Genomic DNA, 13,490 nt, shown 5'->3' with positions numbered 1-13,490 from the left:
CGCGAACTGCCGGGAACCGGCAGCAAAACCAGCTGCCTCGGTGCACCAGATACAACCAAGATGGCCGGTTTTGGGTCCGCAACCCTTCGCGGACAAGTCCGCTCCTACATTACCAAAGATCGCGGACGAGCAATGCGTCGCCCGGTTTCCCTGCAAGGGTGGCCGTCAGACCTCAGTAGAGGTTCGGCTCCATCTCCAGCTCAACCCCAAAACGCTCTACGATGTCAGCCTGGATACGGCGCGCCAGGTTTAGTAACTGCAAGCCGCTGGCGTGCCCGTAATTGACTAGCACCAGCGACTGGAGCTTGTGCACCCCAGCGTCGCCGTCACGGTAGCCTTTCCAGCCAGCCTGTTCGATCAGCCAGCCCGCTGCGAGCTTCACTTGGCCGTCGGCCTGTGGGTAGCCCACCACGCCCGGATGTTGGCTTTTGATCGCTTCAAACAACTCGGCAGCAACCAGCGGATTCTTGAAAAAGCTGCCCGCGTTGCCCAACACCGCTGGGTCAGGCAGCTTTTCACTGCGAATGGCGCAGATTGCCCGGCTGACATCGAAGGGGGTCGGTTTATCGATACCCAATTGGTCGAGACGCTGACGAACCGGCCCGTATTCAAGGTGCAGATTGGCTTCGCGCGAAAGTTTGAAGCGCACGCGCAGGATCAGCCAGCGTCCGGCCTGATGCTTGAATACGCTGTCGCGATAGCCAAACGCACAGTCCTGCAGAGCAAACTCGCGCAGCTCACCCGTTTCACGATCCAGCGCCGTCAGGCTGTGGAAAACGTCTTTGATCTCGACGCCATAAGCACCGATGTTCTGCATGGGGGCCGCGCCGACAGTGCCGGGAATCAGACTGAGGTTTTCAAGCCCCGCCAGCCCCAGTTCCAGGCAGGACTGTACAAACGGATGCCAGGGCTCGCCCGCCTCCGCCTCGACAATCGCCTCAAGGCAATCTTCGCGCACGATGCGAATTCCGCGGCTGGCCATGCGCAGCACCAAGGCTTGCACATCACCACTGAGCAGCAGGTTGCTGCCGCCGCCGATCACCAGCAGCGGCACGTCATGTTTGGCCGAATAAGCCAGAGCCTTACGAACTTCGTCGTCATTGCGCGCTTGGGCAAACAACCGCGCCTGAACATCAACGCCAAAGGTATTGAACGGCTTCAAGGAAACCGCAGATTGCACGTGCAAGGTCATGCCCTTACCTTCCCCACCCGCTGAATAACCCGCATCACGCCTCCAGAAGGCGTCTTACGCGCTCAAGGTCTTCAGGCGTATCGACACCACCCGGTGGCGCTTCAAGTGCATCGGCGACGTGGATGCGTACGCCATTCCACAGTGCACGCAGTTGCTCGAGGCTTTCGGTGTTTTCCAGCCAGCATGGCCCCCAACTGACGAAGTCATGCAGAAAGCCCGCACGGTAGGCATAGATGCCGATATGACGACGATACGGCACGTCGGCAGGCAACTCGTCCTTGCTTCTGGCCAACGCATCACGCGCCCAGGGCAACGGCGCGCGACTGAACGTCAACGCCAGGCCATTGATGTCGGTCGAGACCTTGACGATATTGGGGTTGAACAGCGCAGCCACATCGTCGATAGGCTCGGCCAGTGTCGCCATGCCAGCCTCGGGATGCTCCGCCAGATTGGCCGCCACCTGATCGATCACCGCAGGCGGGATCATCGGCTCGTCGCCCTGAACGTTGACCACAATCGCGTCAGCTGCCAGCCCCAGTTGCGTGGCCACCTCGGCCAGCCGGTCGGTACCGGAATTATGGTCTTCGCGGGTCAGCAGTACTTCAGCGCCAAATGCGCGGCAAGCCTCGACGATGCGCGCATCATCGGTGGCGATCACCACGCGCTCGGCGCTGCTTTTGCGTGCCTGCTCCCAGACGAGCTGAACCATAGGTTTGCCGGCAATGGTTTTCAGCGGTTTGCCGGGGAAGCGGCTGGAGCCGTAACGCGCCGGGATGACAACGGTGAACGCTGCCGTCATTTGTCCAGCCGCTCATCGGTGGTCAGGGTGCGCGCTTCGCTTTCAAGCATCACCGGGATGCCGTCGCGAACCGGATAAGCAAGGCCTGCGCCTTTGCTGATCAGCTCGGTCTTGTCGGCGCTGAGCTTCAAGGGCCCCTTGCAGATCGGGCAAGCGAGGATGTCGAGTAATTTGGTGTCCATAGGAGATCCTGAAGCAATCATGGAGAAAGACGTAACAGCTGCTCATCGAACCAGCCGACAAAGGCATCGGACGGTACTGCATCGACTGCCAGATACCACCAGTCATCCGCTGCGAAAGCACGACATTTCACCGCATCCTTCTCGGTCATGACCAAGGGCAATGCGGGTGCGAATGTCAGCGCCTGCACACTGTAGAGCGCATGGTCGGCGAACGCATGAGTCACCGGTCGCCAGTGTAGTCCTTCGAGGGTGTTGAAGAAACGTTGAGGGTTGCCGATTCCGGCGACAGCGTGCAGCGCCTGTCCGACCGGAAAATAGCTGACCGGCTGGCGCTCGCCGCTGCGCAGGTTGATCAGCGCCGAGGGCTTGAGCGTAAAGGCGTAGCCGTCATCACGATCCGCCGTCGCGCCGTTGTACAGTAAGGCGTCGACACTGTTCAGCCGTTCGACCGGCTCGCGCAGAGGCCCGGCCGGTAGGCAACGGCGATTGCCAAGGCCGCGGGCAGCGTCGATCAGTACCAGCTCAAGGTCACGGGCCAGGCGATAATGCTGCAGGCCATCGTCGGAAAGAATCAGGTCCAGCGGCTCGGCAGCGAGCAAAGCCTGTACGGCGCGGCTGCGATCAGGGTCGATCATCAGCGGCACGCCACTGCGCTGCACAATGAGCAACGGCTCGTCACCCGCTTCGCTGGCACTCTGGTCAGGCTGAACGCGCCAGGGCAGGCTTGGCGGTTTGGCACCATAGCCGCGACTGACCACGCCGACACGCAGTCCCTTGCACCGACAGTGCTCGATCATCCACAGAATCAGCGGTGTCTTGCCGGTGCCGCCAATCGTGATGTTGCCCACCACAATGACCGGCACCGGCGCCCGATAGATATCGCCCTCGCCGGCCAGAAACTTCGCCCGCTTGCCGTCCACGACGCGTCGATAAAGGCTTTCGAGTGGCCGCAGCAGCGTCAGCGCAGGGTGGCCCTTGTACCAGGCATCAAGCAAGCGGTCGGTAAGTGCCATCAGTTAGCCGGTGTGGCCTCGACAGTGGTCATGCGCAGGTGACTAAAACCCAGCTTGCCCGCCGCATCCATCGCGGTGATGACCGATTGATGCGGGGTTTTGCCGTCTGCACTGATCGACAGCGGCAGGCTGGTATCGCCCACCGACTCGCGTTGCAGCGCGTCGATCAAGGTCGCCAGATCGTTTTTCGGCAAGAGCTGGTTGTTCAGGGAAAAAATGCCGTCTGCATTGATGGCGATGTCCAGATGCTTCGCAGCCGCGTCCACCTCGGGCGTGCCGGTGACGGCCTGCGGCAGGTCCACCCGCAGTTGGGTTTCACGGGTGAAGGTGGTGGTCACAATGAAGAACAGCAGCAGGATGAACACCACGTCGATCAGCGAGACCAGATTGATGTCGATGTTTTCCCGGGGCCTGCGGCGGCGAAATTTCACTTTTTCTTGCTCCCGCCTGCCCTGGCCAGCGATTTGAGGTCGATCTTGGCGTCGATCAGATCGACATCACGGTCACCCTGCACCACTTCAACCAGACGAATCGCCTGCTGCTCCATGCCGACCACCAGCTCATCGACACGACTTTGCAGAAAGCGGTGAAAGAAGATCGCCGGGATTGCCACGATAAGGCCCGATGCGGTACAGATCAATGCCTTGGAGATACCGCTCGCCAGCACACCGGCATTGGCCGTTGCACCGGTGCTGTTGAACGAACCGAAGATCTCGATCATGCCCAGCACCGTACCGAGCAAACCGAGCAACGGGGCCATCGCTGCGATAGAGCCCAGCGCGCTCAGGTAGCGCTCCAGGTCATGGATGACACGAGCTGCGGCCTCTTCGATGCATTCCTTCATGATCTCGCGACCGTGCTTGGAATTGGCCAGGCCAGCGGCAAGGATTTCGCCCAGCGGCGAGTCGGCGCGCAGTTGCTTGAGTTTTTCGTTATCGAGTTTCTTTTCCTGAATCCACTGCCACGCCTGACCCAGCAGATGCGGCGGCGCGATGCGGCTGGCGCGCAGGGTCCACAGGCGTTCGATGATAATGCCGGCAGCGGCGATGGAGCTCAAAATGATCGGCAGCATCATCCAGCCACCCGATTTGACCAGTTCCCACACAGTGATCACTCCCTCGAAAAATTGGCGCCACTCTATCATAGGGGTCGCCAAGTGCCGAACGCCTCGATCGATATCCCTTCACTCAGTCACGCCAGAAACGCCGCTGCGCCCGTTCCGCCCGAGGCTGGCCGAACGCCCCCAGTTGCAGACTGATGGCACCTAGTTCGGCGCTGTCATGGTGGGTAATTCCCAACCATCGGTACCGCGACATGACCAATGGATGCGGATGACCGAAAGCATTGTTCTGCCCACGGGAAATCAGCACGCCCACCGGCGCAACCGTCTGCAGAAACACTTTGGAGGATGAACTGCGGCTGCCGTGATGCGGAGCCTGCAACCAGTGGGCACGAAGGTCAAAACCGCTGTCCATTGCCGCACGCTCGGCGTGCACATCAATGTCGCCCGTCAGCAGCAGACGCTCACCACCGGCGTCGACGCTCAGCATGCAGGACCCGGCATTGCCGTCGGGCGCCTGCTCCCAGCGCCAGGTGGAAAACACCACGCCATCCCATTCCCAGCGCTCGTTGTTCTCACACAGCCGGGCATCGAGTTGCGGGGCGAGCCGGGCCAGCTCCCCGCCCAGCACTCGGTTCACCGGAAATGCCCGATGAACCGCTGCCGCCCCGCCAGCATGATCCGCATCGGCATGGCTGATCAGCATCAAGTCCAGATGGCGAACACCGGACTTGCGCATCGCGGGCACGACCACCCTTTGGCCTATATCGAACTCACCGAAACGCGGCCCTGCGTCGTAGAGCAGCGTGTGATTGCGGGTGCGCAGCAGAATCGCCAGCCCCTGCCCCACGTCCAGTTGCAACACCTCGACCTGCCCCATCGGCACGGACTTGAGCGGCGGAAACACGCACAGCAACAATAATGGCCAACCCAACAGGCGCAGCGGCACACCTTTGGGCAGCAATAAAACAAAGGCCCCGAGCAGGCTCAACAGCCACGCCCAGCCAGGCACCGCACTGGGCAGCCAGGCGGGCAAGGCCTCGGCCACCCAACCGAGAAACACGAACAGCCACTCCAGCGCGCCCCCCGCAAGCCAGAGCAGGCCTTCACCGACAACAGGAAACGGCAGCAATAACGTCCCGATCAACGCTGGCGGCAGGACGATCACACTGACCCAAGGCACCGCAAGCAGGTTGGCGAACGGGCCGCTGAGGCTGATCGGCAGGTTCAGCGCCAGCAAAATCGGCAACAAGCCGATTGCGATCAGCCACTGCGCGCGCGTCCAGCTCTGCCACCAGCTCCAGCTACCCAGACGGCCACTGAAAATCAGTACCAGAATGCCGACCGCTGCAAAAGACAGCCAGAAACCCGGCTGCAACGTCACCAACGGCTCAACGATCAGCACCGCGTTGAAGGAAATCAAAAACGGCCAGACCACGCCCAGATGCCGAAAGCGCAAACGCCACAGCAAGACCATGCCGACCATCACACAGGCGCGCCGCACCGGCACCTCGAAACCGGCCAGCAATCCGTAGCCCAGCGCAGCGATGAATGCCAGCGCACAGGCCGAGGGCAGCCAGGGCAAAGCGCGTGGCCACAGTCCCCAGCGGGCGAGACCTGCGACCAGCGCGTAAATCACGCCAGCAAGCAAGCCGATGTGCTGACCGGAAATCACCAGCAGGTGCACGGTGCCGGTGTCTTGCAGCACCTGCCAGTCGCCACTCGACAACCCCGAGCCATCGCCCAGCACCAGCGCGGCCAGCCCGCCTTCCCTGCCCTGTGCATCGACCGCCAGCAAACGCTGACGAATACCGTCGCGCCAGGCCGCATGCGCGGGCGCCAGCCTTCGACCGTCCACCACCGTACCGGTCGCGCCGATGCGCTGGGCCAGCAGCCAGGCCTGATAATCGAAAGCATCAGGGTTGACCAGCCCACCGGGGCGCTTGAGCTTGACCGCCAGACGCCAGCGCTCGCCGCTGCGCACCTCAGGGCCGCCGTACCACGCCACACGAATCAGCGCAGGCAGCTTCGCCCGCCGCGACGTGGCGTGCTCCAGCTCGAAACGAACCACGCCCTCGGCAACGCTCGGCAAACCGACCACTTTGCCTTGCAGCCACAGCGTCTGGCCGTCCAGCCGTTGCTGCAAACGGTCATTCAACGCCCACTGCGCCGAAACACACGCCCAGGTGAAGCCGAGCAGAAACAGCGCCAATGGATAAGTGCGAAACGGCAGCAGCATCAACGCCAGTATCGGCATCAGCAACACGAGCCACGTCGGCGGCAAAGCGGGCAGAAAGCGTAGGACCACAAGCCCCAACGCGAGCGCGATCATCCCTGTGCGCATGGTGGTTCCTTGAAGCGGAAAGCTTCAAGGATCAGCGCAATCTTGAAATGTCGGAAGTGATGGTGTGTTGCGGGATTTGAGCAGCAGGCCTCGGCCAGCAGTCGACCCGTCAGCCTGACGGGTCACAAGCCACTTTGTTACTGACGCATACCACGCCCGCTCACCAGCAGCCGTGCGCAGCCGAAGTACAGCACGAAGGTCGCGACGATCATGAACGCCAGGGCGATGCTGATCTTGATGTCGGAGACGCCCAGAATGCCGTAGCGGAAGGCGTTGACCATGTGCAGGACCGGGTTGGCCAGTGACACGGTCTGCCAGAATGGCGGCAGCAGGTTGATCGAGTAGAACACGCCGCCCAGGTAGGTCAACGGGGTGAGCACAAACGTCGGGATGATCGAGATATCGTCGAAGTTACGCGCAAACACTGCGTTGATGAAACCCAGCAACGAGAAAATCGTCGCTGTTAGCACGACCACGATGATGGTCACGCCCAGGTGGTGCACTTGCAGGTCGGTAAAGAACATCGACAGCATGGTGACGATGAAGCCCACCATCAGACCGCGCAACACGCCGCCCAGCGTATAGCCGATCAGGATGGTGTGCGGCGAGACCGGCGACACCATCAGTTCTTCGATGGAGTGCTGAAACTTGGCACCGAAGAAGCTTGAGACCACGTTGCCATAGGAGTTGGTGATCACCGACATCATGATCAGCCCCGGCACGATGTACTGCATGTAGGTAAAGCCACCCATGTCGCCGATCTGACGGCCGATCAGGTTGCCGAAGATCACGAAGTACAGAACCATGGTGATCGCAGGCGGCAGCAGGGTCTGCGGCCAGATCCGCATGAAACGATGGACCTCGCGGTACACGATGGTCTTCAGGGCAATCAGGTTGGGGCGCAACTCGCCGCTCTGCACGGTCATAGCGCCACCTTCGCAAGGTTTTTTTCCACCAGCGACACGAACAATTCCTCAAGGCGATTGGATTTATTGCGCAGGCTCAACACTTCGATGTTCTGAAAGGCCAATTGGCTGAACAGCGCGGTGATGCCGACATTTTTGTCGACCTGAACTTCCAGGGTGTGGCTGTCCAGCAAACGGCTGGGGAAACCCGGCAACTGCGGCGCGGTTTGCCACGAGGCTTTGAGGTCCAGCACGAAGGTTTCGACGGTCAGGGTGCTGAGCAACTGCTTCATGCCGGTGTTCTGCACGATCACCCCGTGATCGATGATGCCGATGTTGCGGCACAGCTGTTCAGCCTCTTCCAGATAGTGCGTGGTGAGGATGATGGTGATGCCTTTTTTGTTCAGCTCGGTGAGAAACGTCCACATCGAACGGCGCAGCTCGATATCCACGCCAGCGGTGGGCTCATCGAGAATCAGCAGGCGCGGCTCGTGAATCAGCGCGCGGGCGATCATCAGGCGTCGTTTCATGCCCCCGGACAGCGAGCGCGAAGGCACGTCACGTTTGTCCCACAGGCCCAGTTGCGTCAGGTACTGCTCGGCGCGTTCCTTGGCGATTTTCGCCGGGATGCCGTAGTAACCGGCCTGGGTCACGACGATGTCGAAGGTCTTTTCGAATTGATTGAAGTTGAACTCCTGCGGCACCACGCCGATGCAGCGCTTGAGTGCAGCGGGTTCGCGGTCCAGGTCGTGGCCGAAGATGTTCACCGTGCCGCTGGTCTTGTTGACCAGTGTCGAGATGATACCGATGGTCGTGGATTTGCCTGCGCCGTTAGGGCCGAGCAAAGCGAAGAAATCACCTTCGGCAACGTCCAGATCAATGCCACTCAGGGCCTGGAAACCGTTGCCGTAGGTTTTGGTGAGCTGCCGAATGGACAGAGCAGAAGACATATCGGAGAAAGTACCCGTCAGAAAAGGAAATAATCTGGCCGCAAGCAGCCAACTGTCGTGAAGCTCCAGTCGGCATGGTGCGCGGCTGGGTCATTCAAGTACAGACACATCTGTTAATAGTAAATATCAGGCGCCGGACATAAGCCCGGCCAGTCCTTGAAAAGCAGTCAGGTCAACGGGCTCATGACAGCCTTGTGATAAGCCGGGCGCGTCTTGAGGCGTTCGTACCAGGCTTGGAGGTGAGGCAGCGGCGGACGTTCAATCGGCATTTCAAACCAGCCGTAGGCGAAGCACCCCAAGGGAATGTCGCCCATGCCGAAGGTCTCACCGGACAGATAAGGCTGACGAGACAAAGCCTCATCGGCGACCAGCAGCAGGCTGTGCAGCGTTTTGATGCCTTGCTCGATGGTCGGCCAGTCCTGCTTTTCAGGCGGCGTGCGCACCACGCCCCAGAACACCAGGCTGAACGGGGCGGCGATGGTCGAGGTGGTCCAGTCCATCCACCGGTCGGCAGAAGCGCGGTCCTGAACATCCGCGGGGAACAGGTCAGAATCGGGGGCATGGCGGGCGGCCAGGTAACGCACGATCGCGTTGGACTCCCAGAGCACGAAATCGCCGTCTTCGATCATGGGAATGCGGCCGTTGGGATTTTTCGAGCGGTAGGCTGCTTCGTCGACCAACCCGAACGCGCCACCGGCGTCCTGCGTCTCGTAGGGCACGCCTACTTCTTCAGCAATCCAGAGTGCCTTGCGCATATTGCTGGAATTTTTCCGTCCCCAGATCTTGAGCATTGCGTTCCCCTCGCAGTCACTGAAAATTAATCGCCCGCCAGTCTACCCCTATACTGCGCCCCATACAGCGGCAACTTCCTCGTCAACCGAGGGTCACTATCGATGTCGTCTCAACACTGCCTGGCGACCAGTTCTTGACCGCTGCCAAGACCGCTGTCATCACGGAGGAATACTTATGCTGTTGTTGTGGATTGTAGTGCTGGTCGTCGGCATTGCCTGGCTGGCTCATCGACGTACCGCCCCGCTTCCGGCGCTGGGCGTGGTTGCCGTCTATCTGCTGGCCATGGGCATTTTCAGTCACGCGCCAGGATGGCTGCTGACTGTGTTCTGGGTGTTGTGGCTGGCAGTGTTGGTGCCGCTGGTGCTGCCCGATCTGCGCCGCAAGCATTTCACGGCGCCCATGTTCAGCTGGTTTCAGAAAGTGTTGCCGCCCATGTCGGAAACCGAGCGCGATGCCATTGATGCCGGTACGGTCTGGTGGGACGGCGAGCTGTTCAGCGGTCGTCCGGACTGGGACAAGCTGCTGGCTTACCCGAAAGTCCAGCTGACCGAGGAAGAACAGGCCTTTATCGACGGCCCGACCGAAGAACTCTGCACGATGGTCAGCGACTGGGAGATCGGTCAGGCGATGGACCTGCCCCCCGAAGCCTGGGCGCACATGAAAACGCACGGCTTCTTTGCGCTGATCATTCCAAAGGAGTTCGGCGGCAAGGGCTTTTCGGCCTACGCTCACTCCCAGGTGGCCATGAAACTGGCCACCCGCAGCGGCGACCTGGCCTCCACCGTGATGGTGCCCAATTCCCTCGGCCCGGCTGAGCTGCTGCTGCATTACGGCACCGATGAACAACGCAACCATTACCTGCCGCGTCTGGCGCGTGGCGAAGACATCCCTTGTTTCGCGCTGACCGGCCCGCTGGCAGGCTCCGATGCCGGCGCGATGCCCGACACGGGAATCATCTGCAAAGGCCAGTGGCAAGGTGAGGAAGTCATCGGCCTGCGCCTGACCTGGGAAAAGCGCTACATCACCCTTGGCCCGGTAGCCACCCTTCTGGGGCTCGCATTCAAGGCGTACGACCCGGAACACCTGCTGGGTGAGGAAGAAGACCTGGGCATCAGCCTGGCACTGATTCCCACCGAAACACCGGGTGTGGAGATCGGCCGCCGTCACCTGCCGCTGGGCGCTGCGTTCATGAACGGCCCCAACTCGGGCAAAGACGTGTTCGTGCCCCTGAGCTACCTGATCGGCGGCCAGCCGATGCTCGGCAAGGGCTGGATGATGCTGATGAACTGCCTCTCGGTAGGCCGTTCGATCTCGCTGCCGGCAGTCGGCACCGGCGCTGCCAAGTACACCAGCCTGGTGACTGGCCAGTACGCCAAGGTGCGCGAGCAGTTCAATGTGCCGCTATCGGCCTTTGAAGGCATTCAGGAAGCACTGGCGCGCATCGGCGGCAACGCCTGGCTGATGGACAGCGCACGCATGCTGACCGCCAACGCGGTCGATCTGGGCGAGAAGCCGTCGGTACTGTCGGCCATCCTCAAGTACCACCTGACCGAGCGCGGCCGCGAGTGCATTGGCCACGCGATGGACGTGCATGGCGGCAAGGGCATCATCATGGGCCCGAACAACTACCTGGGCCGCAACTGGCAAGGTGCGCCGATTTTCATCACCGTTGAAGGGGCCAATATCCTTTCACGCAACCTGATGATCTTCGGCCAGGGCGCCATTCGTTGCCACCCGTTCGTGCTCAAGGAAATGGCCTTGGCCGGGCGCGAAGACACGCAGCAGGCACTGGTCGAATTCGATGCCCTGCTGCTCAAACACATCGGTTTTGCGGTAAGCAACGCCGCCAGCACCTTGATTCTCAACCTGGGCTTTGGCCATTTCGAACGAGCGCCGGGCAACGCCCTGAGCCAGGGTTACTTCCGCGCACTGAACCGTCAGGCCGCAGCGTTCGCCATGCTGGCGGACTTGAGCATGATGCTGCTGGGCGGTGAGCTGAAGCGCCGCGAACGTCTGTCGGCGCGGCTGGGTGATGTGCTCAGCCACATGTACCTGGCCTCGGCAGCGCTCAAGCGTTATCACGATCTCGGCTCGCCGGATCACATGAGCCCGCTGTTTCGCTGGGCCATGGAAGAAAGCCTGGGGCATTCGGAGCGCGCCATGGACGAGATCCTCGGCAACTTCCCCAACCCCTTGATGGGGGGGCTGTTGCGCGCAGTGGTATTTCCGTTCGGCCGTCGTCACAAAGGCCCTTCGGACAAGCTGGATGCCGAAGTCGCACAGGTGCTGGGGCGCGCCAAGGGTGATCCGACGCTGGAAGAGTTGCTGGCAGGCTGCTATCGCCCGCAATCGGCGGAGGATCCGGTGGGCGCACTGCAACATGCCATTGACCTGCTGAGCGCTGCTTATCCGTTGCACAAGAAGCTCCAAGTGGCGCTCAAGAGCGGCCAGGTCAAACCGATCGCCGGCGAGCATGCCATCGACGCTGCATTGCGCATCGGTGTATTGCAGGCAGACGAAGCACAGACACTGCGCACAGCCGAAGCGGCCCGTCGCAAAGTGATCGATGTCGATGATTTCGACAAGGAAGAACTGACCCTGGCAGCGGGCAAAATCCGTTAACCATCAGGTCGCACCACACAGCAGGCGCGTAGAGCTTTATACTCTCGCGCCTGTTTTGCATTTGAGGATTACCCCGATGGCCGACGCCACTCTCGATCACCAACTTGGCCTGCTGGCACACCTGCGCAGCATCCTGGTCGCGCTGGGCGAGGCCGAGCAGGTTCCGGAAGAAAGCCACGCGCTGTTCATGGAGCGCTTCGACGAACTGGTCGAGCAACTGCCGCTGGACCCTATTGAAAGCCAGTACCTGGGCCAGGACATTCTGTGCCAGGTGATTCAACGCTACCCGCAAATCGCGCACCTCGTGCCTCGCGATCTGCTGTGGTTCTTCGCCGGTGACTGCCTGCACTTCATGCCAGATGACGAAATCGAGCTGTATCAGGCCCTGGAAGAGCGCCGTTACGAAGCCGAGCAGAACGACGAGCCGTTTGACTGGAATCAGGAAAAACAGCTGTTGTCCATGTCGGCGCAAGGCAGCACGCACTGATCATCCGCAACATTTGAGCCTGTCCCGGAGGTTGTTCCCGGACAGGTTTATTCTGGTTGATAACCAGGCATTACTCGGCGACACATCGATAAATACGATCATTCCCTCCCGGGATTTGAATCTGTTTATCAAACATACCCGCATACCATGACACTCATTATCACGATCATCTGATAAGGAGTGTTCTGCTTACATGACTCAATTTCGTAAAGTGCTGTCCATTCAGGCGGGCCAACCTGCCTCTGACGGTGCAGGGGTGAAACTGACGCGCGTTTTCGGCGGCCGGGGCATCGAGCTGTTCGATCCGTTCCTGATGCTCGACGAGTTTGGATCGGACAAGCCCGACGACTATATCGCGGGCTTTCCGCCCCATCCGCACCGCGGCTTCGAGACCGTGACCTACATGCTTGAAGGGCGTATGCGCCATGAAGACCACATGGGCAATGTCGGCCTGCTGCAAGGCGGCGGTGTGCAGTGGATGACCGCAGCACGCGGAATCATTCACAGCGAAATGCCCGAACAGGAAGAAGGCACCATGCGTGGCTTTCAGCTATGGCTGAACCTGCCGGGCAAGAACAAGCTGAACGAAGCCAGTTATCAGGACATCCAGCCGGAGAACGTCCCTCGACTGACCACCGAAGGCGGCGTGCAGGTGGTGGTGATCGCCGGGCACTTCGACGATGGCACGGTTCGACAGGCCGGGGCGGTGCAGCGCCCGGACACCGAGCCGCTGTACCTGGACCTTCATATGCCTGCCGGCAGTCGCATCAGCCCGCAGGTGCCCGAAGGACACCTCGCGTTGCTGTATGTGTACCAAGGCAGCATCGAGATCGAGGGCAGCCCGCAAGCCGTGAGTACTCGCCAGATGGCGCGCCTGTCTGGCGAAGGTCAATTGCAGATCAGCAGTATCCACGGTGCGCGAGTGCTGTTGATTGCAGGCAAACCTCTGCGCGAGCCCATCGTGCAATACGGGCCGTTCGTGATGAACACCCGTGAAGAGATCGAACAGGCGCTGCGTGACTTCCGGGAAGATCGTCTGACGGCCTGACTGAGTCCAGCCGTCAACATTATCGGCTGTCTTCAACGGCCCTTTCATGAGCAAGCGAAAGGGCCGGTCAGACGATCAATGCTGTTCACTTAAGCG

General features: G+C 60.8%; 13 protein-coding genes. 3 read left to right on the top strand and 10 right to left on the bottom strand.

What is annotated here, in order from left to right; genetic code table 11:
* Positions 1-172 precede the first annotated feature (172 nt).
* From murB to DW49_RS0127380, 10 genes are all read right to left on the bottom strand, one after another.
* On the bottom strand, positions 173-1,192 hold the full coding sequence (gene murB / locus DW49_RS0127425) for a UDP-N-acetylmuramate dehydrogenase (protein WP_005619732.1): 1,020 nt from the start codon (positions 1,190-1,192) through the stop codon (positions 173-175).
* A gap of 34 nt (positions 1,193-1,226) precedes the next feature.
* Complete coding sequence (gene kdsB / locus DW49_RS0127420; RefSeq protein ID WP_005619733.1) at positions 1,227-1,991, bottom strand: 3-deoxy-manno-octulosonate cytidylyltransferase; 765 nt, start codon at positions 1,989-1,991, stop codon at positions 1,227-1,229.
* Entirely contained in the window at positions 1,988-2,173 is a 186-nt protein-coding gene (locus DW49_RS0127415) for a Trm112 family protein (protein WP_003381112.1), read from the bottom strand. Before DW49_RS0127415 ends, kdsB begins: the two co-directional genes overlap by 4 nt.
* Before the next feature lie 17 nt (positions 2,174-2,190).
* Positions 2,191-3,186, bottom strand: coding sequence for a tetraacyldisaccharide 4'-kinase (lpxK, locus tag DW49_RS0127410; RefSeq protein ID WP_005619735.1), 996 nt, complete (start codon positions 3,184-3,186; stop codon positions 2,191-2,193).
* The gene (locus DW49_RS0127405; RefSeq protein WP_024420323.1) at positions 3,186-3,617 is read right to left on the bottom strand and encodes an ExbD/TolR family protein; all 432 of its coding nucleotides are present in this window, start codon (positions 3,615-3,617) and stop codon (positions 3,186-3,188) included. Before DW49_RS0127405 ends, lpxK begins: the two co-directional genes overlap by 1 nt.
* On the bottom strand, positions 3,614-4,291 hold the full coding sequence (locus DW49_RS0127400; RefSeq protein WP_003381119.1) for a MotA/TolQ/ExbB proton channel family protein: 678 nt from the start codon (positions 4,289-4,291) through the stop codon (positions 3,614-3,616). The genes DW49_RS0127405 and DW49_RS0127400 overlap by 4 nt, the downstream gene beginning before the upstream one ends.
* 82 nt (positions 4,292-4,373) lie before the next feature.
* Entirely contained in the window at positions 4,374-6,590 is a 2,217-nt protein-coding gene (locus DW49_RS0127395) for a DNA internalization-related competence protein ComEC/Rec2 (protein ID WP_005619737.1), read from the bottom strand.
* Positions 6,591-6,727: 137 nt separating this feature from the next.
* On the bottom strand, positions 6,728-7,516 hold the full coding sequence (locus DW49_RS0127390) for an ABC transporter permease (protein WP_005619739.1): 789 nt from the start codon (positions 7,514-7,516) through the stop codon (positions 6,728-6,730).
* On the bottom strand, positions 7,513-8,445 hold the full coding sequence (locus DW49_RS0127385) for an ABC transporter ATP-binding protein (RefSeq protein ID WP_005619741.1): 933 nt from the start codon (positions 8,443-8,445) through the stop codon (positions 7,513-7,515). The genes DW49_RS0127390 and DW49_RS0127385 overlap by 4 nt, the downstream gene beginning before the upstream one ends.
* A 167-nt stretch (positions 8,446-8,612) precedes the next feature.
* Positions 8,613-9,236, bottom strand: a complete 624-nt coding sequence (locus tag DW49_RS0127380) for a glutathione S-transferase (RefSeq protein ID WP_005619742.1) — start codon at positions 9,234-9,236, stop codon at positions 8,613-8,615.
* 175 nt (positions 9,237-9,411) lie between these two features.
* On the opposite strand from DW49_RS0127380, the gene DW49_RS0127375 reads away from it, so the two are divergent.
* The 3 genes from DW49_RS0127375 (at position 9,412) to DW49_RS0127365 (ending at position 13,394) form a co-directional block, all read left to right on the top strand.
* The gene (locus tag DW49_RS0127375; protein ID WP_024420322.1) at positions 9,412-11,859 is read left to right on the top strand and encodes an acyl-CoA dehydrogenase; all 2,448 of its coding nucleotides are present in this window, start codon (positions 9,412-9,414) and stop codon (positions 11,857-11,859) included.
* A 76-nt stretch (positions 11,860-11,935) separates the two neighbouring features.
* Positions 11,936-12,346: a PA2817 family protein gene (locus DW49_RS0127370; RefSeq protein ID WP_003382719.1), complete on the top strand. Its 411-nt coding sequence runs from the start codon at positions 11,936-11,938 to the stop codon at positions 12,344-12,346.
* A gap of 193 nt (positions 12,347-12,539) precedes the next feature.
* Positions 12,540-13,394 (top strand): pirin family protein, encoded by an 855-nt coding sequence (locus DW49_RS0127365; RefSeq protein ID WP_005619746.1) that lies wholly within the window; start codon positions 12,540-12,542, stop codon positions 13,392-13,394.
* Positions 13,395-13,490 lie beyond the last annotated feature (96 nt).

The organism is Pseudomonas avellanae BPIC 631, assembly GCF_000444135.1.
GTDB lineage: Bacteria > Pseudomonadota > Gammaproteobacteria > Pseudomonadales > Pseudomonadaceae > Aquipseudomonas > Aquipseudomonas avellanae.
Note: the sequence above shows the minus strand (reverse complement) of the source record. Positions and strands in the feature narration are given on the sequence as shown.

Excerpts from the sequence above, each read along its gene's own strand:
- lpxK (WP_005619735.1), bottom strand. The coding sequence starts at position 3,186 with ATGGCACTTACCGACCGCTTGCTTGATGCCTGGTACAAGGGCCACCCT.
- murB (WP_005619732.1), bottom strand. The coding sequence starts at position 1,192 with ATGACCTTGCACGTGCAATCTGCGGTTTCCTTGAAGCCGTTCAATACC.
- DW49_RS0127385 (WP_005619741.1), bottom strand. The coding sequence starts at position 8,445 with ATGTCTTCTGCTCTGTCCATTCGGCAGCTCACCAAAACCTACGGCAAC.
- DW49_RS0127415 (WP_003381112.1), bottom strand. The coding sequence starts at position 2,173 with ATGGACACCAAATTACTCGACATCCTCGCTTGCCCGATCTGCAAGGGG.
- kdsB (WP_005619733.1), bottom strand. The coding sequence starts at position 1,991 with ATGACGGCAGCGTTCACCGTTGTCATCCCGGCGCGTTACGGCTCCAGC.
- DW49_RS0127365 (WP_005619746.1), top strand. The coding sequence starts at position 12,540 with ATGACTCAATTTCGTAAAGTGCTGTCCATTCAGGCGGGCCAACCTGCC.
- DW49_RS0127370 (WP_003382719.1), top strand. The coding sequence starts at position 11,936 with ATGGCCGACGCCACTCTCGATCACCAACTTGGCCTGCTGGCACACCTG.
- DW49_RS0127380 (WP_005619742.1), bottom strand. The coding sequence starts at position 9,236 with ATGCTCAAGATCTGGGGACGGAAAAATTCCAGCAATATGCGCAAGGCA.
- DW49_RS0127395 (WP_005619737.1), bottom strand. The coding sequence starts at position 6,590 with ATGCGCACAGGGATGATCGCGCTCGCGTTGGGGCTTGTGGTCCTACGC.
- DW49_RS0127375 (WP_024420322.1), top strand. The coding sequence starts at position 9,412 with ATGCTGTTGTTGTGGATTGTAGTGCTGGTCGTCGGCATTGCCTGGCTG.
- DW49_RS0127390 (WP_005619739.1), bottom strand. The coding sequence starts at position 7,516 with ATGACCGTGCAGAGCGGCGAGTTGCGCCCCAACCTGATTGCCCTGAAG.